Raw genomic sequence first — 20,342 nt, forward strand, 5'->3', positions numbered from 1 at the left:
CTGCCTGTCCGTACTGACCGCACCCGGTGCCGCAGCGCAGTCGGGCCGACGGCAACGGGAACAGGAGTGACTGCAACGGAGGCAACGGGAACGAGGGCAACGGAAACGGCAACAACGGGAACAGGAGTGACTGCAACGGAGGCAACGGGAACGAGGGCAACGGAAACGGCAACAACGGGAACGTCAACGACGACGAGGACGACGTCACCAACAACGGGAACCACGACAACATCGTCACCGGCTCCGGCCAGAACTGCTCGGTGACGAACACCGGCACACCACTGATCTCCATCCTCTCGCCGTCCACGGTCAACTGCGTCAACGCCCCGAAGGGCGCCACCGGCTGACTCGACCGGACCCGACCGGACCCCGCAGGACCCCGCAGGACCCGAAGACCTCCGTGTGCGGCGGTGAGGCCCAGAAGCCCCCACCGCGCCGGAGGTCTTCGGGTGCTCCGTACCTCCGCTCCCCTCTTCCACCCGCGAGGCCACCGATGCGCAAGCTCATCCTTTCTCTCTCCGTCTCCATCGACGGCTTCTTCGAGGGGCCGAACCACGACATCGGCTGGTCCCTCGTCGACGACGAGCTGCACCAGCACTTCAACGACGAGCTCGGGAAGATGGGCGCGTTCATCCATGGGCGGGTGACGTACGAGCTGATGGCCGAGTTCTGGCCCACGGCGGACGCCGATCCGGCGAACGCGGGGCCGGTGGCCGAATTCGCCGCCATCTGGCGGGACATGCCGAAGTACGTCTACTCCCGCACTCTCGCCGAGGCCGAGTGGGGCACCCTCGTGCGCGAGGTCGATCCCGAGGCGATCCGCGCGCTGAAGGCCGAACCGGGCGGTGACGTGGTGGTCGGCGGGCCGATGCTCGCGGACGCGTTCCGGCGGCACGGACTCATCGACGAGTACCGGATCTACGTGCACCCGGTACTCATCGGCCGCGGCACCCCGCTCTTCCGCTCCACCGACACCCGCACCAGCCTGCGCCTCCTGGAGACCCGGCGGTTCGGCAACGGCGTGGTGCTGCTGCGGTACGAAGTCGCCGAGCCGACCGGGCCCGCGCAGTAGCCGAAGGCTCGGGGCGGGCCGTACCCCCGCTGCGATGCGAACAGGGTCAGTTGGGCTCGGAGAAGAGGCCGTTGAGCTCCGGGAAGCTCATGCCTTCGGAGAGGCCGTCGTAACCACCGGTCCCGTAGAGCTCCTGAGCGGAGCGGCGGGCTGCGGCGTACGCGACCTGCGCCACGCCCGGTCCGAGACTGACGCGGGCCACGCCGAGGGCGCCGAGCTCGGCGACGGTCGGGGCGCCGGGGCCGGCCATGACGTTCAGCGGTACGGAGATGCCGTCGGCCAGCTCCGCGACGGTGGCGGAGTCGGTGGTGCCGGGGACGAAGATGCCGTCCGCGCCCGCATCGATGTACAGGTGCGCCCGAGCCAGCGTCTCCTTCAGCCGGGTGTCCGGGTCACCGAGCCCCAGGAGGTAGGTGTCGACGCGGGCGTTGAGGAAGAGTCCCGCCCCTGCCCGGTCCGCGGTCTGCCGGGCCACCGCCAGGCGCGCGGCGAGTTCCGCCGGGGGCCGGGTGCCGTCCTCGATGTTGACGCCGACGGCGCCGGCCGCGAGCACCCCGGTCACCGTCTCGGCGATGCCGGCGGCATCCGTCCCGTACCCGCCCTCGATGTCCGCGGTGACCGGTACCGCGACGGCAGCGACGATCCGGCCGACCAGTTCGAGCGCCCTCTCGCGGGTGAGGACCTCGCCGTCCGGGGCGCCCAGGGACCAGGCGGCACCCGCACTGGTCGTGGCGATCGCGGGGGCGCCGGCGGCCTCGATGAGGCGGGCACTCGCGACGTCCCAGGCATTGGCGAGAGCCAGGGGTGCGGATGCGGTGTGCAGGGAGCGGAAGAGGCGGGCGGTGTCCGGCTGTGTGAGGGGCATGGACGCAGTCAACATCGGCTGCCGCCTCCGTGCTGGCGAAATTCCGACAGGAACAGCGGCTTCGGCCGCCGTGTGATCACACGCACCGACCGCCGCTCCTTTCGGCCGGACAACAACGCAGGTCCGCAGCGCTACACGGTGATCCAATAGCGCCGCACGGGTCCGTGTTGGGTCTCCCTGACCCCTTCGAGGACGCCACCGTGGTGCTCGATCGTCCTGGCGGAGTGGAGGTTGTCGACCTCGCAGACGATCAGTACTCGGCGCAGGCCGAGCGGCCGTGCCTCGGCGAGTATCCGGCCCAGTGCCCAGGTCGCCAGCCCGCGCCGACGGGACGACGGCCGGATGCCGTAACCGATGTGGCCGAAGTGCGGCACGTGTTCGTTGGGCCCGTGCCGGAGCGCGATCCCGCCGTGCACCCGGTCACCCTCGACGATCCACCGGTACGTACAACCCCGGCCACTCCGCACCGCCTCCCGGCCCGACGCGTCGGCCAGCAGCGCCACCCAGGCGCGGAAGCCGTCCGGCGAGTCGACGTCGTCGGACGGCCCCAGCCCGAAGCCGTCCTCGTGGAGACCGGGGCCCCACTCGTCACGCGCTTCGAGCCAGGCGGAGTGCAGGCGCGTGGTCGGCGCGATCAGTTCGGGCATGCCGCGACGATACCGATCCGGACCGGCGCGAACATCGACTGCACCTCTCTGCGCGGTGGCTACGCACTACTTCGCCGCAGCGGCAGCGGCAGCGACCTGCGGGTCTCGTCGCAGTCCTGGAGCGAGGGCCACGGTCACGGCGAGGGAAGCGGCCGCCATGGTCGTCATGGCAGCTCCGGGTGGGACGAGCTCGGCCAGGGTGCCCGCGCAGAGGGCGCCGACGCCCTGCAGGGTGAGCATTCCGGAGGAGTGCAGTCCCAGTGCCTGGCCGCTCAGTTCGTCGGGGGTCAACCGCATCAGGCGCTCCTGGAGGAGAAGGCTCGCTGCGAACCCCACGGATGCCAGGGCGACCGCGACCAGAGCGACCGAGAGCCCCGGGTCCAGGAAGAACAGCAGGTAGGGGGCGGCAAGGAGAAGCCGGAGAGGTGCGCCGAGGCGCTCCCGCCACCGGGGCGGAAGGAAACGTCCCGCGAGAACGTCGCCCACCAGCATGCCGAGAGCCGCGCAGGCGAAGAAGAGGCCCGCGTGGTCGGGGGCGTACGGAACGAAGAGGGACTCGCACCCGACGATCAGGCCGTTCGGTACCCAGAGAGCCAGGTAGACGGTGCGGCGTGGCGCTGAGCCCCAGAGGAGGACGTTGACGCGCCAGGTGGCGGCGATCGAAGGACGTCCGGTGGCGCGCGGGCTCCGGTCGGTGAGGCCGAGGCGGGTCACGGTGGCGGCGGCCACGTACAGCAAAGCGCCCACGAGCAGGGCGCCACGCGGTGAGAGCAGCGTGATGAGGAGGCCACCGAGGGCGTAACCACCTATCTGCAGGGCGCCGACGGCCATATTGAGCACCGAACGCCCCAGCAGATAACCGCCCGTGGGGAGGATCTCGTTGAGCAGCCCGAAGCGGACCCCGCCCCCTGTCGAGGAGATCAGTCCTACGGTGGCAAGGAGGACGAAAATCGCCCACATGGGCATGCCGGGGATCGCCTGGATGACGGAGGTTACCGCGAACACCAGGGCGATAGTTGTCATGGCGGCGCGCGGGCGAAGCCGGTCGGAGGCCGACAACAGGGTTGTCGCGCCCACCACTTGGGCGAGGGAGGGCCCGAACATCGCCAGAGCGGAGAGCAGGGGCGATCCGGTGGCGGAGTGGACCAGAGTGCCAAGAGCCAGCCCGCTCACCGTGGAGGCGGCCACGGACAGAGCAGCGCCGGCGAAGAGCGGAGTGAACTCCGGAGTGCGGAAGACGTCACGGTAGGTACGCATGAGGGGGAGTGTCCGAGGGGCGGCCGTGCCGTTGTTAATGTTTCGAGCGGAGGCAAAACGATGGGGCTCTGGCTGCTCGACACGGACACTCTGGCTCGCAGCCGCTTCGTGATCTCGCCCCTGGCCGAGACCTTCGCCTCCCTGGTCGACCTGGAGGGAGCGGTCGCTCACCACCCCGCCGAGCGGAAGTGGCTGGACACCCATCTGGCCTCGTATCGCGCACAGTTGAAACGCGATCCCGTCGCGGCCGCAGTGGTCCGGGCAGGCTGCCGCCGCAGCTGGATCGCCGACTTCCTCACCCCCACCCCGGTGGCACATACGACCCCGGACATCGATGAGGAACTCCACCGCATCCGCACCACTCACCCGGAGACCGCCCGCGCGGACCTGGCGGCGTCGCTGGGCGGCGCACCCCTCCCGCATCACCTGTGCCGGGACGACCTGGCGGAACGCTCGGCCGTCCTGCTGGAGTGGGTGTGGACCCGAACCGTCCTCCCGTACTGGGAGCGTCGGCGTCGCACGCTGGAAGCCGATGTCGTCTCCCGTACCCGGCAGTTGACCGAAGGCGGCTGGGCGGCGACCCTCGACCAACTACGCCCCCGGACACGCTGGCTGGGCGACGGCACGCTGCAGATCAACGCGCACGACCACCCGCCACGGGACATCTCCGGGGGACAGCTCCTCTTCGTCCCCGTCACCCCTCGCAACGGCTGGGTCGCATGGGAAGCTCCCCATCGTTACGCCGTGGTGTACCCGTGTTCCGGTGTGCTGACCGGAGAGGAGTACCGGCCGACTCCCCACGCGCTGGGCGCGCTGCTCGGCCCCCAGCGCGCCAGGACCCTCACCCTGGTGGGCACCCCGATGAGTACCACCCAACTGGTGGCGCTGACCGGACTGGCACTGGGGTCCGTGGGAAGACACCTCAAGGTGCTGCTGGACGCGGGACTCGTCCGGCGAAGACGCGCGGGACGGTCGGTGCTGTACTACCGCACCGCAGCGGGAGACCAGCTGATCGAGGCCGCACGTCATGGTCGCCCGGGAGGTCCGGCCGGGGAATGAAGCGCGCGGCGCGACTGCGTCCCGGGCGACGGTCCGTACGTCCCGGACGACGCCCTGTACCCCGTGCGTGCCTACGAGGCCGCGTACACGGCGAAGGCGCTCCAGGTTCCGGTGCTGACCGTGAGGATGGGGCCCTCGGGGTTCTTGGAGTCGCGGATGTGGATGGCGGCGGGGTGGGAGGAGACCTCGACGCACTGGCCGCCTTCATCGCCGCTGTGGCTGGACTTCTGCCAGCTGTGGGCGACTTCGACGCACTGGCCGCCTTCGCTGCCGCTGTAGCTCGACTTGAGCCAGTGCAGTTCGGTGTTCATTGCTCTCCCAGCATGCGTTCCAACAGGCGCATGGTCTGCTCAGGGCTGAGCGCCTGAGCTCGCAGCATCGCATACTTCTGGGTCAGGATGCTGACGTCGGCAGGGTTGGAAACCAGGTGACTGCCACGCTGGGTTTCGGAGTACGCCACATGCTGGTGATCCGGGGTCTCCAGCAGAGTAAAGGGCCCATCTAGGCCCGCGTGGTTTGTGCTGTCAAAGGGGAGCACCTGCAGGCATACACCTGGCAACTGCGCGCAAAAACGCAGGTGGTTCAGTTGCTGTGCGTGCTCTTCGCTCGAGACCAGCCGGAGCATCAGGACCGCTTCCCAGACCACCATGCTGATGGTGGGTGGCACGGGTCGCCGAAGGATCTCTTGCCGCCCCATCCTGAGCGAAATTTGGGCGGCGATCTCGTCCTGACTGAACACAGGCACACGGTTCCGGAAGACTGCCTCCGCGTAACTCTCCGTCTGGAGCAACCCCGGCAGTACCTGGTTCTCGAACCACGACAGCGCCAGCGCCTCGCGCTCCAGGTCCATGTACCGCTCGGCCCATGCCGGGATCAGGTCCACCTCCGGCAGGTTCTCCACCGCTGTCGCCAAAGCGCCTTTGGTGGGGAGCAGTTCATCCAGGCGCTCGGCCAGGTCGGGGAGGAGGGAGCGTCTGCCCTGCTCGATGGAGGCGATCGTCTCGACCTGGACGCCGGCTTCCGTCGCCAACTGCGCCTGGGTGAGGCCGGCTGCGACGCGGAAGAGTGCCACCAGCTTGCCGACGAGCTTCATGGCCGACGCGTTTCGACGCTGCGGCTTCTTGGAATGCATGGCCTGCCTATCCCCATCCAGGTCCGTACGTCACGCGCGCACGACCCGTACAAAAGATCTGTACGGGTGCGCATACTGCAGCAGCGTAGTCACCGAGGGTGACTCTTGACCGGTGAATGAAACAAAGGGGACCACCCCTCGCCTCGCGTATCCCGCGCTCCCCGTGCGCCCCAAGGACACCGTCGCTCTCCGTGAGCTCTTCTTCTGGCGTCGCCGGAGTTCGGTGGCCGCCGTACGGGAGTTCGTGCGGCGGGCCGCCGAGGAGTGGGGTCTCGGTGAGCGGGTGGACGATGTCGTGCTGTGCGCGAGCGAGTTGGCGACCAACGCGGTGCTGCACGGGGTACCTGCCGGGCGTGGGTATCTCGTCCGGGTGGAGAGGGCGGAGGCGGCGGCCGGGCTGCGGATCGAGGTGCACGACAGCGGTGACGGCCGGGACGATGTCCGGGTCTCCGGGGCGGGGCCCGTGGGCAGCGAGGCGAGTGACGAGTCCGGGCGCGGGCTGATCATCGTCAACGCGTGCGCCGACCGGTGGGGAGTCGCGGTACGGCAGCCCGGGAAGATCGTGTGGTGCGAGTTCACGGGAGGTGCGAGCCTCCGGTAGTCCGGGGCTGAGCCCCGGCGGGTGCCGGCTCGCGCCCGGCGCCCGCCGTTGTGGGTGACTGCTGAACCAGGGAAGCTCGTGTGCAGAAGGGCACTTGGCCGTCCCCTGGGTCCGCGCGCCCCTCGGTTTGAGGGGTTCACAGGTTCACCTGGGAAGTACGAGCCTCCGGACGGAGGCGGCCGGCCTCCGGGTGACCGTGCGGGCGGATCAGTACGAGGTGGCCGCCTCGAAGTCGGTCAGCCAGTACGTGACGGCGGCTGAGCTGTCGACCCAGACCTCCTTGCCCAGCGAGACGGTCACCTGCGTGCTGTTCTCGAAGCTTCCGGAGGCGTCCTGGAAGTCGACGGTGAAGGCGTTGACCCCCACGCCGCCCTCGCCGCTGCCGTCCGCCGACGCCGTGCGTACCGAGGCGTAGGCGGACTGACCGGGCTCCAGGGAGACGACCGCCTGGGGAACGCTGTCCCGGACGTAGTCCATGACCGACTGGGCGCCGGCGTAGCCGACCCCCGGGTACGAGAAGGCGTCGCAGGCCGTCGATCCCGTGTTGGTGACGGTCAGCAGTACGTGGTTGACCGGGCGGCTCAGGATGCTGGCCCGCACCTTGGTGTTGGACCCGTCGCAGACGGGGGAGTCCGGGGCGTCGTCGTCGCTTCCGGCCGAGTCGTCGGACGAGCCCGCCGATCCCGCCGATCCCGCCGATCCCGCCGATCCCGCGGATCCGGTGGACGAGCTGCCGGAGCCCGACGCGCCGGAAGTGGAGGACTTGCCCGAGCCTGAAGTGCCGGAAACGGAACCCGAGGACTTCGAGCCGGAGGAGGTCGAGGACTTCTCCGGGGTGGACTTCTCGCCGTTCGTCGCGGGGGCGGCGGTACCGATCGGGGCCGGCGAGGCGGTGTCGTCGGCGGCTGCCTCGGCCGAGGAGACGACCTTGTCGATCGCGGCCGTGTCCTCGTCGTTGCAGGCCGTCAGGGAGAGAGTGCCGATCAGGGCGGCGACGCCGAAGACGGAGGCACGGATGAGGCGGCGGGTGTGGAGCTGACGCATGGTGGGATTCCCTTTTCTGAGAATGACTCGGCCGGAAGGGGGCGCCGGTTGGGCGTCCCGAAGGTGAACCGGTGTACTGGACAATGACGTGGTCGTCAGTGGCACAGGAGTGAGAGGACCGCCGCGGAAACGGTGATCAGTACTCCTGCGGCCACGGTTCCGATGAGGCCCCCGAGGGCGGATTCGGGCATGACGACTCCGTGTGGTGAGGGTGGTGGGTTCGTGCCGTTCGCGGTCGGCGACCCGGCATGGCCACATGCTGTCCGGCTCCGCGTCCCAGCGGCAATGGATCTCGGCTCAGTTGGGACGCTGGAACGCTGGAACCGCCTCTGACCTGCGGATATGCGAGGTGCCTGGAACGCTCTTCCGGGACGGGAACGAAGGGGGAACTGTCGGGTGGGCACGGAAATCCAGGACTTCGCCGCAGCGCTGGTCGCGCTGAAGGAACGGTCCGGAATGAGTTACGGGACGCTGGCCAAGCGGCTCCACATGAGCACGTCCACGATCCACCGGTACTGCAACGGTGATGCCGTCCCGCACGAGTTCGCCCCGGTCGAGCGCCTGGCCAGGCTGTGCCGTGCGACGCCGGACGAGATGGTCGAGCTGCACCGGCAGTGGATTCTGGCGGACCAGGCGAAGAAGCAGGGCGCGACACGGAGGGACCAGGCCCCCGCGCCCGTAGTCCCCTCCTGGGCCCGTCCGGCCGACGCGGAAGCGGAATCCGTCGCGGGTGGGAAAGCGGAGTCGGCGGCGGCTGCGGAGACGGCTGCGGAGTCGGCTTCGGCTGCTGACGTGGAGGCGGCGCCGGAGGCGGAGGAGGGCGAAGAGCCGGAAGCGGCTGCTTCCACGCTCCCCGTCACGTCACCCTCGATCACGTCCGACTCCGCAGCGCACCCCGAGGAGCGCCCTCGCGATCCGGCGCTGCTGGAACCGCTGGTGACGGGTCGCCAGGACAAGGTGGCCGGTGGTCCTGGTCGTCCGCGTTCCCGGCGCACCCGCGTCCTGCTGGCCGCCGCTGTCGTGGTCGCCCTCAGCGTGCCGTCCGCGCTCGTCGCCCGTCACCTCGCGGGCGGCTCGGACGACGGCGTGAACGCCGATTCCTCCGGGGCCGCCACCGCGACCGCCGTACGGAACGCCTCGCCGAGTCCATCCCGGAAGCAGAGCGCCAAGCCTTCGGCGAGCGCCTCGGCTTCGGCCTCCCCGTCGGCGACCAGGTCGGCGACCGCGTCGGCGGGGGCGACCGCCACGGCGGCGCCGGCGAAGAAGGAAACGCTCTCCTCGGACGAGGTTCCGCTGCGCGCCACCATCACCTCGTACAACTGGGAGTCGCCCTGCGGGCAGTACTACCTCCTGAGCGACGGCCCGAACGACGTTCCGCAGCCTCCTCCGCCGCAGGACTCCCACCACTGGGCGAAGGCGCTGGGTGGCGTGGACGGTGGGTCGCAACTGCTCGAACTCTCCCTCCAGGGCTCCTCGTCCGAAGCCGTCGTGATCAGCGCCCTCCACGTGCGGGTCGTGTCGCGGAAGGCGCCGCTCACCTGGAACGCGTACTCGATGGGCGAGGGCTGCGGCAGCGCGATCACCCCGCGGAGCTTCGACATCGACCTCGACGACAGTCAGCCGCGCACCAGGCCGGTGGCCGGGAAGCAGGGCGACGCGGTGGTTCCCGCGCAGGACTTCCCGTTCCGGACCAGCGCGACCGACGTCCAGGTCTTCGACCTCGACGCACACGTGGAGGGCCACGACGTCTCCTGGTACCTGGAGCTCGACTGGACCAGCGGGGACCGGAGCGGCACCCTGCGCGTGGACGACCAGGGCGAGCCCTTCCGCACGAGCAGCCTCGCGGCCCGGCCGTCGTACATCTACTGGGCGGACCGGGCGCAGTGGATGGACAAGGACTACTCGGACCCGTCCATGGCGGATGAGGGGGAGTGACGGCCGGGGGACGCGCTCCCCGGCCCGCGCGTTCTGCCCTGCGCGGCGCCTCCGTCGAGCCGTGCGCGGGTCCGCCGGCTGCCCGTGCGCGGCCGGGGCGCGAAGCGCAGTCATCCACGGGTGTAACGGCCAACAAGGCGCCAGGAGAGATGACTTCGCGCACTACGCTGCATGCCGTGATCGAATCCCCCGGAACGTCCAGCGATGTCGAGATCGCTCTGGCCGGCGCCCAGGCCGGTGCGCGGGTGGTGCGCGAGCTGTACGGCCGGCGGCTCGCCCGCGTCGACAAGAGCGGCGGTGATTTCGCGACCGCCGCCGATCTGGAGGCGGAGCAGGCGATCCTCGACGTCCTCCGCGCCGCCCGGCCCGACGACGCGGTGCTCGGCGAGGAGGGGGGACAGCGGGGCGCGGCGGACGCGGTGCGCCAATGGCTGGTGGACCCCCTCTGCGGCACGCTCAACTACGCGGTCGGGAACATGGTGGTGGCCGTCAACGTCGCACTCCGGGACGGGGCGGCCGCGGTGGCGGATCCATTCAGCGGGGAGACCTTCTTCACCGACGGCACCACCGCCCGGGTACGGCGGGACGGAGGCGACACCCTCCTCACGCCCACCCCGGCCACCCGGCTCGTGGACGTCAACCTGGACCCGCCGTTCCCGAGCGCGCCCGGCTTCCGGGGGGTGGACCTGCTGGCCCACCCCGAGTTCGGCGAGCGGTTCCGGCCACGGGTGGTGTCCACGACGCTGGCGCTGGCCTGGGTCGCGGCGGGCAAGCGCGCCGCGTACGTCACCGACGGCGGCGACCTGACCGGAAGCGTGCACTTCGCCGCCGGAATTGCCCTGTGCCGGGCCGCCGGCTGCGTGGTCACCGGCATCGACGGCGCCCCGCTCGGCCCTGCGGGACGCGGACTCGTGGCGGCGGCCGACGCCACGACGCACGGGCTGCTGCTGTCGATGATCAGGGGCTGAGGGCCGCGCACCAGCGGTGAGCGCTTCGAAGACAAGCGTGACGGGCAGCGAACGGCTCGGCCCGCACGCTCTGCTTCCGCCGGACTCACCAGCACGGCCTTCGCATCACGTCCTGTGGGCGACCCCACGCAGGCCAAGGGCTCTGCTACTGCTCCAGGTCACCAATCGTGGGCCTTCTCCGCTCGCCCTCGGGGGTGAAGATCAACGATTCGTGGAACGAACCCCTGCCCAGACGCACCGCGAGGAGCAACGGCTGCTCGTGCTTGGACGGCCACGATGCGGCCCCCGGCTCGACCCCGTTCCACAGGTGGAAGAAGACCATCGGCCGCTGCGGATCCTCACGGAGGTAACCCAGAGTCTTTCCGTGCAGCGGGTTGCTTCCTCCGAACAGGACGGAGGGAGGGCCGAATTCCGCCGTCACGTCCGCCCACGTGCGTTCCACTGCTGCCCACTGCCTTACGCGGTCCGTGAGGGCCGCGTACGCATTCCCCGGCAGAATGTGGTCAGCCTTGAGCCAGCCGCGCCGATGCGCGAACTCCGCGTACACAGAAGCGATCTCGTAGGCATCCACGTGCGGGGGGGAACACGTCCCGGAATGCTCCACCGATGCCGATGGGGGTCCAGAGCCCCCGGTCGTCCCAGTCCCGCCGCAGCCGGTCCCACGCCTCGGGCTCGCGCTCCGCGAACAGCAGATGATCGACGAGCATCCGGAAAGCTGTCTCGCCCCCCGTGCATCCCGGGCCGGCGCAGGGCGAGGTTGAGTTCATCCACCAGGTGGGCGTGGATCTCTTCAGCAGCGGCGAGCGGAGTGGCGAAGGCCATGCGCACAGTCTGCCGCCCGAGGGACGCCACCGACGGTACGGGGAGTGACCCGGCGGATCGCGGGCAACCTGAACGACGGCCGACTGCCCGACCCCGTCCCCCGGCCCCCGGCGCCCGCCGGGGGCAACGGGCCGCCGCCCTCGTCCTCCGGAAGGTGATCCATGACCAGCAGCACGCTCGACACCGCCGCCTCCGGCAGCGAGGAGACGGCCCACGGGAACGGGACGCCGGGAGACTCCGCGACGATCGATCCCGCGCTCGCCGCCGAGCGGGTCCAGCGCCTCAGACGGCGGCTGGAACGGCTCATCGGGATCGCCGCGACCGAGGGGAACGCCCTCCTCCCGCTGCGCAACGGCGACGAGATATTCGGCGCGATGCTCGGAGCGATACGGGCGGCCGAGCACACCGTGGACATGATGACCTTCGTGTACTGGCGGGGGGACATCGCCCAGCAGTTCGCCGAGGCGCTCTCCGAACGCGCCCGGGCCGGCGTCCGGGTGCGGCTGCTGCTCGACGGGTTCGGCAGCAGGCTCATCGAGAAGGACCAGCTGGCGATGATGAGCGACGCGGGCGTCCACGTCGCGTGGTTCCGCAAGCCGCTCTACCTCTCGCCGCTCAAGCAGAACCACCGCTGCCACCGCAAGGTCCTCGTCGTGGACGAGCGCACCGCCTTCACCGGAGGTGTCGGGATCGCCGAGGAGTGGTGCGGCGACGCGCGCGACGAGCACGAGTGGCGGGACACCCACGTCCGGCTGCGCGGCCCCGCCGTCGACGGGCTCGCCGCCGCCTTCGCCCAGAACTGGGCCGAGTGCCACCACGAACTCTTCGACACCAAGGACCGGTTCGTGCCCGGCGCCCAGGAGGGCGACGCGATCGTCCAGGTGGTACGCGGCTCCGCCAGCTTCGGCTGGCAGGACATGCAGACCCTGATCCGGGTCGTCCTCGAATCCGCCGAGGAACGCGTCCGCCTCACCACCGCCTACTTCGCCCCCGACGAGTACTTCACCGAACTGCTCTGCGCCACCGCCCGGCGCGGCGTGGAGGTGGAGATCCTGCTCCCCGGCCCGTACACCGACAAACGGGTCTGTCAGCTCGCCGGGCAGCGGTACTACGAGGCGCTGACCGGGTGCGGGGTGAAGATCCACCAGTACCAGCCGACGATGATGCACACCAAGACCCTCACCGTGGACCGGGTCGCCGCCCTCATCGGCTCCACCAACTTCAACCGGCGCTCCCTCGACCACGACGAGGAAGTGATGCTCGCGGTGCTGGATCCGGAGTTCACCGCCGTGCTCGACGGCCACTTCGAGCAGGACCGGGGGAAGAGCGTGCAGATCGACGGCCGCCGCTGGCGCCGCCGCTCGCTCGTGCAGCGGGCCCGCGAGGCGTCGGTGTACCCGATCCGCCGGTTCCTCTGAGCAACTCCTGCGCACGACCGCGCACGTCGCAGGTGTGCGGGGGGCCGCTCGGGGCACATGAACAGCCCCAGCCGCCGTACGCGCGGGGCCGTCGCCCGCCCCGGAGCCGTACGTCACCTGAAGGGAGTGCCCCATGAGCGCTTTCGCCGACACTTCACGGGAAACGACGGCGGCGGTGATCACCGAACCCCTGCCCGACATCCAGCTCCAGCTGCTGATCCAGCTCCTCGACCGTGAACTCCGGTCCAGCCTTCCGCTGACCCTCACCATCCCCGGGGGCGTGATCCACGGGGACCTGATCGGGCACGAGGAGTGGAAGGCCGAGTGGGCGCGGAGCCTGCGCCAGGTGGAGGGCGAGGGGGCGAATCTTCTCGCGGAGTTCCCGGAATCCGTCGACCAGGGGCTGAGCGAGTTCGGCGCCGAGGAGGACCCGGGGCTGCCGCGCTGGATCCACCTGCGGGACGTCACCCTCAGCGTCGGCGGGGTGAGCCCGGTGCTGCTGCCGCTCTGGCGCGGGCGCCTCTCCGACGTGTCGGGGTGGGCGCTGGGCCGGCCGCAGTAGCCGACGTACGTACGCACATGCCGGAAGCCCGGCGGATCGAGCCGATCCGCCGGGCTTTTCGTGCGTCAGGCGCCCACGACCCTCAGAGGCGCTCGGGCGTCCGGATGCCCAGGAGTTCCATGCCGGTGTGCAGGGTGCGGGCGGTCAGCTCCACGAGGAAGAGCCGGTTCTCGACGACCTCGGGGGCGTTCTCGTCGCTGAGCACCTGGCACTGGTCGTAGAACGTCGTCAGGTGCGACGCCAGCTGGTAGAGGTACGCGGCCAGCTTGTGCGGTTCGTACCCCGCCGCGACCTCGTCCAGCGTCTCGCCGAACCGGTCCAGGTGCAGACCGAGCGCGCGCTCCGCCGGGGCCAGCTCCAGCTCCGGGTGGGCGACGGGCTTCGCGTCGCCGGCCTTGCGGAGGATCGAGCGGATACGGGCGTAGGCGTACTGGAGGTAGACCGAGGTGTCGCCGTTGAGCGAGACCATCTGGTCCAGGTCGAACTTGTAGTCGCGCACGGCGGACGTGGACAGGTCGGCGTACTTGACCGCGCCGATGCCGACGTACCGGCCGTTCTCGACGATCTCCTCCTCGGAGAGGCCCACCTTCTCGGCCTTCTCCCGCACCACGGCCGTCGCCCGGGAGACCGCCTCGTCCAGGAGGTCCTCCAGCCGGACCGTGACACCCTCACGGGTCTTGAACGGCTTGCCGTCCTTGCCCAAAACCGTGCCGAAGGCCAGCTGGTGCGCCTTGACGTCCTCGCCCAGCCAGCCGGCCCGGCGAGCGGTCTCGAAGACCATCTTGAAGTGGAGCGACTGCCGGGCGTCCACGACGTAGAGGAGGGTGTCGGCCTTGAGGTTCTGTACCCGGTCGCGGATCGCGGAGAGGTCGGTCGCCGCGTAGCCGTAACCGCCGTTGGTCTTCTTGACGATCAGCGGGACCTGGTTGCCGTCCGGGCCCTTCACATCCTCGAAGAAGACGCAGAGCGCACCCTCGGAACGCACGGCGACGCCGGTCTCCTCCAGGATGCGGCAGGTCTCCTCCAGCATGTCGTTGTACCCCGACTCGCCGACGATGTCCGGGTCGGAGATCTCCATGTCGAGCTTGTCGAAGACCGAGTAGAAGTAGACCTTCGACTCGTCGACGAACCGCTGCCACATGGCGAGCGTCTGCGGGTCCCCGGCCTGGAGCGCCACCACCCGGTCCCGGGCGCGGGCCTTGAACTCCTCGTCGGTGTCGAAGAGGGCGCGGGACGCCTTGTAGAGCCGGTTCAGCGAGGACATGGCGGCCTCGCCCGCGGACGCGGCGTCGCTGCCCGCGGTCTCGTGGCTCAGCTGGTCCGGGTGCTCCACGAGGTACTGGATGAGCATGCCGAACTGCGTGCCCCAGTCGCCGATGTGGTGGCGCCGGACCACGGACTCGCCGGTGAACTCCAGGATGCGCACCATCGCGTCACCGATGACCGCCGACCGCAGGTGGCCGACGTGCATCTCCTTGGCGACGTTCGGCTGGGCGTAGTCGACGACCGTCGTACCGGCGTCTTGCGCGGTCGGCACACCGAGGCGGCCCTCGGCGTCGGCCGCCCGCGCGGCGAGGGTTTCGAGGATCGCCCGGTCGGTGAGGGTGATGTTCAGGAAGCCGGGTCCGGAGACCTCGATCTCCTTGATCAGCTCGCCCGCCGGGATCGCGGCCGTGACCTGGGAGGCCAGCTCGCGGGGGTTTCCCTTGAGCTTCTTGGCGAGCGCCAGGATGCCGTTGGCCTGGAAGTCGGCCCGGTCGCTCCGTCGCAGCAGCGGGTCGGCGGCGCCGGCGTCGGGCAGTGCTGCCGTCAGGGCGTCCGCCAGCTGCTGCTGGAGCGTGGAAGCGAGGGAAGGGACCGAGGCCATGTGCCGGCTGCCGTTTCCGTAGGGGGCAAGGGTTCCCCCAAGTATCCCACGGGCGGTAAAGCCATTTTCGCGCTCCGTCGTCCACCTGGGAGGATGGAGGGGCCCCAGTGTTTCCCGTACGAGAGAAGGGCGTGCCGATCGTGGCCGAAAGTCAGACAAGCACCGAGACCGACTGGGTCTCCCGCTTCGCGGACGATGTCATCGCGGAATCGGAGCGTCGCGCGCCTGGCAAACCGGTCGTCGTCGCGTCCGGCCTGTCCCCGTCCGGCCCGATCCACCTCGGCAACCTCCGCGAGGTCATGACCCCGCACCTGGTCGCCGACGAGATCCGCCGCCGCGGGTACGAGGTCCGCCACCTGATCTCGTGGGACGACTACGACCGGTTCCGCAAGGTCCCGAACGGCGTACCCGGCATCGACGCGTCCTGGGCCGAGCACATCGGCAAGCCGCTGACCTCGGTGCCCGCCCCGGCCGGGTCCGCGTACCCGAACTGGGCCGAGCACTTCAAGGCCGCCATGACCGAGGCGCTGGCCGAGCTGGGCGTCGAGTACGACCCGATCAGCCAGACCGAGCAGTACACCGCCGGTGTCTACCGCGAGCAGATCCTGCACGCGATGAAGCACCGCGCGGACATCGACGCCGTCCTCGACCGGTACCGGACGAAGAAGGACCCGGCCGCCGCGGGCAAGGGCAAGCAGCAGCAGAAGAAGGTCGACGAGGCCGAGCTGGAGGCAGCCGAGGGCTCCGGCGCGGCGGACGAGGACGACGGCAGCGGCAGCTCCGCCGGGTACTTCCCGTACAAGCCGTACTGCGGCAACTGCGGCAAGGACCTCACCGTCGTCACCTCCTACGACGACCGGACCACCGAGCTGAACTACACCTGCTCGGAGTGCGGCTTCGCCGAGACCGTGCGGCTCAACGAGTTCAACCGCGGCAAGCTGGTCTGGAAGGTCGACTGGCCGATGCGCTGGGCGTACGAGGGCGTGGTCTTCGAGCCCAGCGGCGTGGACCACTCCTCGCCGGGTTCGTCGTTCGTCGTCGGCGGCCAGATCGTCCGAGAGATCTTCGACGGCGTCCAGCCGATCGGCCCGATGTACGCCTTCGTCGGGATCTCCGGCATGGCGAAGATGTCCTCCTCCAAGGGCGGGGTGCCGACCCCGGGCGACGCCCTGAAGATCATGGAGGCGCCGCTGCTGCGCTGGCTGTACGCGCGCCGCAGGCCCAACCAGTCCTTCAAGATCGCCTTCGACCAGGAGATCAACCGGCTCTACGACGAGTGGGACTCCCTGGAGCGCAAGGTCGCCGACGGCACCGCGCTGCCCGCCGACCTCGCCGCCCACGGGCGGGCCGTCCGCACGGCCGCCGGTGAGCTGCCGAGCACCCCGCGCCCGCTGCCCTACCGCACGCTGGCCTCCGTCGCCGACATCACCGCCGGCGCCGACGACCAGACCCTGCGCATCCTCAGCGAGCTCGACCCGGAGAACCCGCTGACCTCGCTCGACGCGGTACGCCCCCGCCTCGACCGTGCCGAGAACTGGATCACCACCCAGGTCCCGGCCGAGGCCCGCACCGTCGTGCGCACCGAGCCGGACGCCGAGCTCCTCGGCTCGCTGGACGAGCAGGGGCGCGAGTCGCTGCGGCTGCTGGTGGAGGGCCTGGACAGCCACTGGTCCCTGGACGGGCTCACCACCCTCGTCTACGGCGTGCCGAAGGTGCTCGCCGGGCTGGCGCCGGACGCCAAGCCGACGCCCGAACTGAAGGTGGCGCAGCGGTCGTTCTTCGCGCTGCTCTACCGCCTGCTCGTCAGCCGGGACACCGGCCCGCGGCTGCCCACCCTGCTCCTCGCCGTCGGCGCGGACCGGGTGCGGGCGCTGCTCGGGGCGTAGGTACGCGGAGGCACCGGAAGGGGCCGTCCCCCGGGTGATCCGGGTGACGGCCCCTTCCGCGTGCGCGAACCCCCGGGCCTCAGGCGATGTGGTCGGCCGCGAGCTCCGCGTCGTACCGCTGCTTGAACTCCGGCATCAGGCGGCGCAACAGGGCGGCGCTGCGCGGGTGGTGGACGTTCTGGCCGTCGGCGAGGTGGATGGAGAGGACGTCGATGCTGGGGTAGCCACTGTTCGTCGCGACGAACGTCCGGAAGACCTGGTAGGCGATCTCGGCGTACTCGGCGTCCTCGGCGGTCTGATGGGTGTCGGCCTCGGACGAAGCGTCCTGCGCGGCCCGCTCGGCCTCCCGCACCGTCTCCTCGGCGGCCTGGACGGCTTCCCGGGCGTTCTCGTCGGCGTCGGACTGCTGCCCGGCGCCCTCCTGCTGGGTGCCGCGCGCGTACGGGACGGCGCCGATGGTGCCGACGTTGCCGAGCGGACGGGTACGGCCGCCGGGCCCCAGGGGCACCTGGGCGGGCGTGCGCTCGAAGGTGTCCTCGTAGAAGGGGTCGTAGTCGCCCTGGTACGGCTGGTCCGCCGGCTGTCCCGCGAACCACGGGCTGCCCTGCGCGTCCGGGTCGGGGTCCACCGGCGCCCAGTCGCCGCGCTCCTGCTGGTGGGTGTCCTGGGGGTACGGCCCCTGCGGGTACGGGTCCTGCGGATACGCGTCCGGCGGTACGTCGTCCCGGGCGTACCCGTCCCGGGCGTACCCACCCTGGGCGTACCCACCCTGGGCGTACCCGCCCTGGGGGCGGTTGTTCCGCTGCTGGGGGAGGGACGCGCGGGGGAGGTCCCGCTGCTGGGGGTGGGGCGCCGCGTCCTGACGGCGGTCGGGGCCCTGCGCGTGCTGGGTGCCCTCGTACGGGGCGAGTTCGGGCTTCGGCGCGGGCGGCAGCAGCACGGGCTCGATTCCGGCCGCCGCGAGACCGGCCGGGGCGGTCTCGGCGAGCGGCACGCCGTACTTGGCGAGCCGCAGCGGCATCAGCGCCTCGATCGGGGCCTTGCGGCGCCAGGTGCGGCCGAAACGGGCCTGTAGCCGGGCCTGGTAGATCAGCCGGTCCTGTTCGAGCTTGATGACCTGTTCGTAGCTGCGCAGCTCCCAGAGCTTCATGCGCCGCCACAGCTTGAACGTCGGTACGGGGGAGAGCAGCCAGCGCGTGAGGCGCACGCCCTCCATGTGCTTGTCGGCGGTGATGTCGGCGATCCGGCCCACCGCGTGGCGGGCGGCTTCGACGGCGACGACGAAGAGGATCGGGATCACCGCGTGCATGCCGGTGCCGAGCGGATCGGGCCAGGCGGCCGCGCCGTTGAACGCGATGGTCGCCGCCGTCAGCAGCCACGCCGTCTGGCGCAGCAGCGGGAACGGGATGCGCATCCACGTCAGCAGCAGGTCCAACGCCAGCAGTACGCAGATGCCCGCGTCGATGCCGATCGGGAAGACCAGGGAGAAGTTGCCGAACCCCTTCTCCAGGGCGAGTTCGCGCACGGCTGCGTAGGAGCCCGCGAAACCGATCGCGGCGATGACCACCGCTCCGGCGACGACGAGCCCGATGAGTACCCGGTGCGTCCGTGTGAGCTGCATCGCGGCCACCCGCGATCCCCTCCCCGACCTCTGTTCTCCGCCCGGCTTCTGTCATCCGGCGAAGGCCAGCCTGGCACATGTGTACGAGACGTGATGCGCGGGGAGGCCGGGAGGACGGCCCGCCGGGGCGTCCGGGGGGAGTCACCGATTCCGCAAAGAGGGCTCTGGGCTGGGACGTTGGTCCGCAGGCGATTTTCGGTCACGACTTGGGAGCGGCGCCCGCGGGACCGGCTCCTCGCTGGCGTGTGCGGCCCTACGCTGTGCCCGCGACAGGGCATCCGGTGCCTTTCCGGCCCGGTGTCCGGCGGCCCTCCGCCGGGCAAGGAGCGTGGCATGGAAGCGCTGAGGTTCGAGGGCATCGACGCCACCCGCACCTCGTTCGGCATGGCGTTCGTCTCCCTGGCCGACCGCCGGAGCCTGGGCGCCGTCCTCACGGAGCGCACGGCGCCGGACGTGGTGGGGTGGGACGCGCCGATGCGCGCCATGCTCGCCGACACCCCCGGACACGCCTCCGGGGCCCGGCCTCCACGAAGCGGCCGGACCCCGGAGCGAGGGCTGACAGGAGTCCCTGGTCGGTCGGACGGACGGTCGGACGGAGGCGTCCGGGCGTCAGGACTTCTTGGTCGCCTTGGGGGTCGACTTCGCGGTGGCGCCGGAGTCCGCGTCGGAGCCGGAGTCGGAGCCGGAGTCGGCCGAACCGGTGCTCTTGCTGCTGCTCGTCTTCGGGCTGTCGCTCGCGCCGGTGCTCTTGCTGCTGCTCGTCTTCGGACTGGCGCTGGTGGTGGCGCTCGGACTCGCCGACCCGGACGCGGTGCCGCCGCCCGTGCCGCCGACGGCCGCCACGGCCTCCTTGGCCGCGGTCTGCGCGCCGGCCAGGATGTCCGCGGCGGACGGGGCCTTGGCACCCGCGTAGCCGGTGCCGTTGTAGTTCACCGAGACGACGACGTTGCCCGTACGCACGACGACCGCCGCGTAGGTGAAGTCCTCGCTCGTCTTGTTCAGGGTGTACGTGATCGCGGAGGCCTGGTCGCCGATGCCGGAGACGGGCGTGGTTTTGAGATTCTTCGCGCCCTCGGCCCCCTGCGCCTTGGTGACCGCCTTGGTGTAGTCGGTGCTCGCGCGGTCCGCGCCGCTGCCGAGTGCCGCGTCGGATTCGTACCGGACGAGGCCGACGTCCAACCAGTGGTACACCGAGCCCTTGACGCCCTTGTCGTCCAGGCCGTTCCAGGAGCAGCTGCCCCGGGCGTCGTCGTCGTTCGACTTGCCCGCGGTGCCCGCGGCCTTCTTCGCGGACGGGACGAGCTTCTTGATGGTCTTGGCGGAGATCGCCTTGCACGGATCGGGCAGCCCGGCGAACTTCGCGGGTTCCACGGTGGGGCTCGCGGAGGCGGTGGCGCTCGACGATCCGGAGGCGGCGGTGGAGCCGGCGCTCTTCTCCTTCGCGTCGTCGGAGTCCGACGAGCAGCCGGCGGCTACGAGCATCACCGGGACGGCGGCGCAGAGGAGTATGCGGGACAGTCGCGGGGCTGATCGGTGCATGGTTCCTTCACTCGGACGGGACGGCGATCGCGGTCGTGCGGTCGTTC

The 20,342-nt window shown here is 70.6% G+C and carries 19 protein-coding genes; 9 read left to right on the forward strand and 10 right to left on the reverse strand.

The annotated features are described in order from the left end of the window. Positions 1–26: 26 nt before the first annotated feature. Entirely contained in the window at positions 27–347 is a 321-nt protein-coding gene (locus ACFYPN_RS28730; RefSeq protein WP_389302201.1) for a hypothetical protein, read from the forward strand. A 146-nt stretch (positions 348–493) separates the two neighbouring features. After that, complete coding sequence (locus tag ACFYPN_RS28735; protein WP_358758307.1) at positions 494–1,072, forward strand: dihydrofolate reductase family protein; 579 nt, start codon at positions 494–496, stop codon at positions 1,070–1,072. Between the two features lie 46 nt (positions 1,073–1,118). Here ACFYPN_RS28735 and ACFYPN_RS28740 read toward each other — a convergent pair whose 3' ends face one another. The 3 genes from ACFYPN_RS28740 to ACFYPN_RS28750 all read right to left on the reverse strand — a co-directional run bounded on the left by ACFYPN_RS28740 (position 1,119) and on the right by ACFYPN_RS28750 (position 3,841). After that, the gene (locus tag ACFYPN_RS28740) at positions 1,119–1,937 is read right to left on the reverse strand and encodes an isocitrate lyase/phosphoenolpyruvate mutase family protein (protein ID WP_389302204.1); all 819 of its coding nucleotides are present in this window, start codon (positions 1,935–1,937) and stop codon (positions 1,119–1,121) included. Positions 1,938–2,068: 131 nt separating this feature from the next. Then, positions 2,069–2,584, reverse strand: coding sequence for a GNAT family N-acetyltransferase (locus ACFYPN_RS28745; RefSeq protein ID WP_389302207.1), 516 nt, complete (start codon positions 2,582–2,584; stop codon positions 2,069–2,071). Between the two features lie 66 nt (positions 2,585–2,650). After that, a complete protein-coding gene (locus tag ACFYPN_RS28750) occupies positions 2,651–3,841 on the reverse strand; it encodes an MFS transporter (RefSeq protein WP_389302210.1) in 1,191 nt (396 codons plus the stop codon). A 60-nt stretch (positions 3,842–3,901) separates the two neighbouring features. On the opposite strand from ACFYPN_RS28750, the gene ACFYPN_RS28755 reads away from it, so the two are divergent. After that, positions 3,902–4,900 (forward strand): ArsR/SmtB family transcription factor, encoded by a 999-nt coding sequence (locus ACFYPN_RS28755; protein ID WP_389302213.1) that lies wholly within the window; start codon positions 3,902–3,904, stop codon positions 4,898–4,900. A gap of 71 nt (positions 4,901–4,971) precedes the next feature. Here the strand turns inward: ACFYPN_RS28755 and ACFYPN_RS28760 are convergent, their stop codons facing one another. Together ACFYPN_RS28760 and ACFYPN_RS28765 are read right to left on the reverse strand one after the other, a co-directional pair. Next, a complete protein-coding gene (locus ACFYPN_RS28760) occupies positions 4,972–5,211 on the reverse strand; it encodes a DUF397 domain-containing protein (RefSeq protein WP_389302216.1) in 240 nt (79 codons plus the stop codon). Further along, the gene (locus ACFYPN_RS28765; protein WP_389302377.1) at positions 5,208–5,993 is read right to left on the reverse strand and encodes a Scr1 family TA system antitoxin-like transcriptional regulator; all 786 of its coding nucleotides are present in this window, start codon (positions 5,991–5,993) and stop codon (positions 5,208–5,210) included. Before ACFYPN_RS28765 ends, ACFYPN_RS28760 begins: the two co-directional genes overlap by 4 nt. A 202-nt stretch (positions 5,994–6,195) precedes the next feature. Between ACFYPN_RS28765 and ACFYPN_RS28770 the strand changes: the two genes are divergently transcribed. Continuing rightward, a complete protein-coding gene (locus tag ACFYPN_RS28770) occupies positions 6,196–6,633 on the forward strand; it encodes an ATP-binding protein (protein WP_389302380.1) in 438 nt (145 codons plus the stop codon). Positions 6,634–6,840: 207 nt separating this feature from the next. On the opposite strand, the gene ACFYPN_RS28775 is transcribed toward ACFYPN_RS28770, so the two are convergent. After that, positions 6,841–7,677: a DUF4232 domain-containing protein gene (locus tag ACFYPN_RS28775; RefSeq protein ID WP_389302219.1), complete on the reverse strand. Its 837-nt coding sequence runs from the start codon at positions 7,675–7,677 to the stop codon at positions 6,841–6,843. Between the two features lie 396 nt (positions 7,678–8,073). Between ACFYPN_RS28775 and ACFYPN_RS28780 the strand changes: the two genes are divergently transcribed. Next, a complete protein-coding gene (locus ACFYPN_RS28780) occupies positions 8,074–9,612 on the forward strand; it encodes a helix-turn-helix domain-containing protein (protein WP_389302222.1) in 1,539 nt (512 codons plus the stop codon). Between the two features lie 149 nt (positions 9,613–9,761). Continuing rightward, the gene (locus ACFYPN_RS28785; RefSeq protein ID WP_389302225.1) at positions 9,762–10,580 is read left to right on the forward strand and encodes an inositol monophosphatase family protein; all 819 of its coding nucleotides are present in this window, start codon (positions 9,762–9,764) and stop codon (positions 10,578–10,580) included. A 145-nt stretch (positions 10,581–10,725) separates the two neighbouring features. On the opposite strand, the gene ACFYPN_RS28790 is transcribed toward ACFYPN_RS28785, so the two are convergent. Next, complete coding sequence (locus tag ACFYPN_RS28790) at positions 10,726–11,022, reverse strand: hypothetical protein (RefSeq protein ID WP_358758289.1); 297 nt, start codon at positions 11,020–11,022, stop codon at positions 10,726–10,728. 541 nt (positions 11,023–11,563) lie between these two features. Here ACFYPN_RS28790 and ACFYPN_RS28795 point away from each other — a divergent pair. Then, complete coding sequence (locus ACFYPN_RS28795; protein WP_358758285.1) at positions 11,564–12,820, forward strand: phospholipase D-like domain-containing protein; 1,257 nt, start codon at positions 11,564–11,566, stop codon at positions 12,818–12,820. A gap of 133 nt (positions 12,821–12,953) precedes the next feature. After that, the gene (locus ACFYPN_RS28800; RefSeq protein WP_358758283.1) at positions 12,954–13,382 is read left to right on the forward strand and encodes a hypothetical protein; all 429 of its coding nucleotides are present in this window, start codon (positions 12,954–12,956) and stop codon (positions 13,380–13,382) included. An 82-nt stretch (positions 13,383–13,464) separates the two neighbouring features. On the opposite strand, the gene argS is transcribed toward ACFYPN_RS28800, so the two are convergent. Beyond that, positions 13,465–15,249 (reverse strand): arginine--tRNA ligase, encoded by a 1,785-nt coding sequence (gene argS / locus ACFYPN_RS28805; RefSeq protein ID WP_389302230.1) that lies wholly within the window; start codon positions 15,247–15,249, stop codon positions 13,465–13,467. A 131-nt stretch (positions 15,250–15,380) separates the two neighbouring features. Between argS and lysS the strand changes: the two genes are divergently transcribed. Beyond that, positions 15,381–17,135, forward strand: coding sequence for a lysine--tRNA ligase (gene lysS / locus ACFYPN_RS28810; RefSeq protein WP_389302383.1), 1,755 nt, complete (start codon positions 15,381–15,383; stop codon positions 17,133–17,135). Between the two features lie 79 nt (positions 17,136–17,214). Here lysS and ACFYPN_RS28815 read toward each other — a convergent pair whose 3' ends face one another. Together ACFYPN_RS28815 and ACFYPN_RS28820 are read right to left on the reverse strand one after the other, a co-directional pair. Then, positions 17,215–18,756, reverse strand: a complete 1,542-nt coding sequence (locus ACFYPN_RS28815) for a DUF2637 domain-containing protein (RefSeq protein WP_389302233.1) — start codon at positions 18,754–18,756, stop codon at positions 17,215–17,217. Positions 18,757–19,365: 609 nt separating this feature from the next. After that, on the reverse strand, positions 19,366–20,295 hold the full coding sequence (locus ACFYPN_RS28820) for a DUF3558 domain-containing protein (protein WP_389302235.1): 930 nt from the start codon (positions 20,293–20,295) through the stop codon (positions 19,366–19,368). Positions 20,296–20,342: the final 47 nt, after the last annotated feature.

Origin of the sequence: Streptomyces sp. NPDC005576, from assembly GCF_042871745.1 — a bacterium.
Lineage (GTDB): Bacteria > Actinomycetota > Actinomycetes > Streptomycetales > Streptomycetaceae > Streptomyces.

Coding starts and splice junctions, on each gene's coding strand:
- ACFYPN_RS28735 (WP_358758307.1), top strand. CDS start 494: ATGCGCAAGCTCATCCTTTCTCTCTCCGTCTCCATCGACGGCTTCTTC.
- ACFYPN_RS28740 (WP_389302204.1), bottom strand. CDS start 1,937: ATGCCCCTCACACAGCCGGACACCGCCCGCCTCTTCCGCTCCCTGCAC.
- ACFYPN_RS28745 (WP_389302207.1), bottom strand. CDS start 2,584: ATGCCCGAACTGATCGCGCCGACCACGCGCCTGCACTCCGCCTGGCTC.
- ACFYPN_RS28750 (WP_389302210.1), bottom strand. CDS start 3,841: ATGCGTACCTACCGTGACGTCTTCCGCACTCCGGAGTTCACTCCGCTC.
- ACFYPN_RS28755 (WP_389302213.1), top strand. CDS start 3,902: ATGGGGCTCTGGCTGCTCGACACGGACACTCTGGCTCGCAGCCGCTTC.
- ACFYPN_RS28760 (WP_389302216.1), bottom strand. CDS start 5,211: ATGAACACCGAACTGCACTGGCTCAAGTCGAGCTACAGCGGCAGCGAA.
- ACFYPN_RS28765 (WP_389302377.1), bottom strand. CDS start 5,993: ATGAAGCTCGTCGGCAAGCTGGTGGCACTCTTCCGCGTCGCAGCCGGC.
- ACFYPN_RS28775 (WP_389302219.1), bottom strand. CDS start 7,677: ATGCGTCAGCTCCACACCCGCCGCCTCATCCGTGCCTCCGTCTTCGGC.
- ACFYPN_RS28785 (WP_389302225.1), top strand. CDS start 9,762: ATGACTTCGCGCACTACGCTGCATGCCGTGATCGAATCCCCCGGAACG.
- ACFYPN_RS28795 (WP_358758285.1), top strand. CDS start 11,564: ATGACCAGCAGCACGCTCGACACCGCCGCCTCCGGCAGCGAGGAGACG.
- ACFYPN_RS28800 (WP_358758283.1), top strand. CDS start 12,954: ATGAGCGCTTTCGCCGACACTTCACGGGAAACGACGGCGGCGGTGATC.
- argS (WP_389302230.1), bottom strand. CDS start 15,249: ATGGCCTCGGTCCCTTCCCTCGCTTCCACGCTCCAGCAGCAGCTGGCG.
- ACFYPN_RS28815 (WP_389302233.1), bottom strand. CDS start 18,756: ATGCAGCTCACACGGACGCACCGGGTACTCATCGGGCTCGTCGTCGCC.
- ACFYPN_RS28820 (WP_389302235.1), bottom strand. CDS start 20,295: ATGCACCGATCAGCCCCGCGACTGTCCCGCATACTCCTCTGCGCCGCC.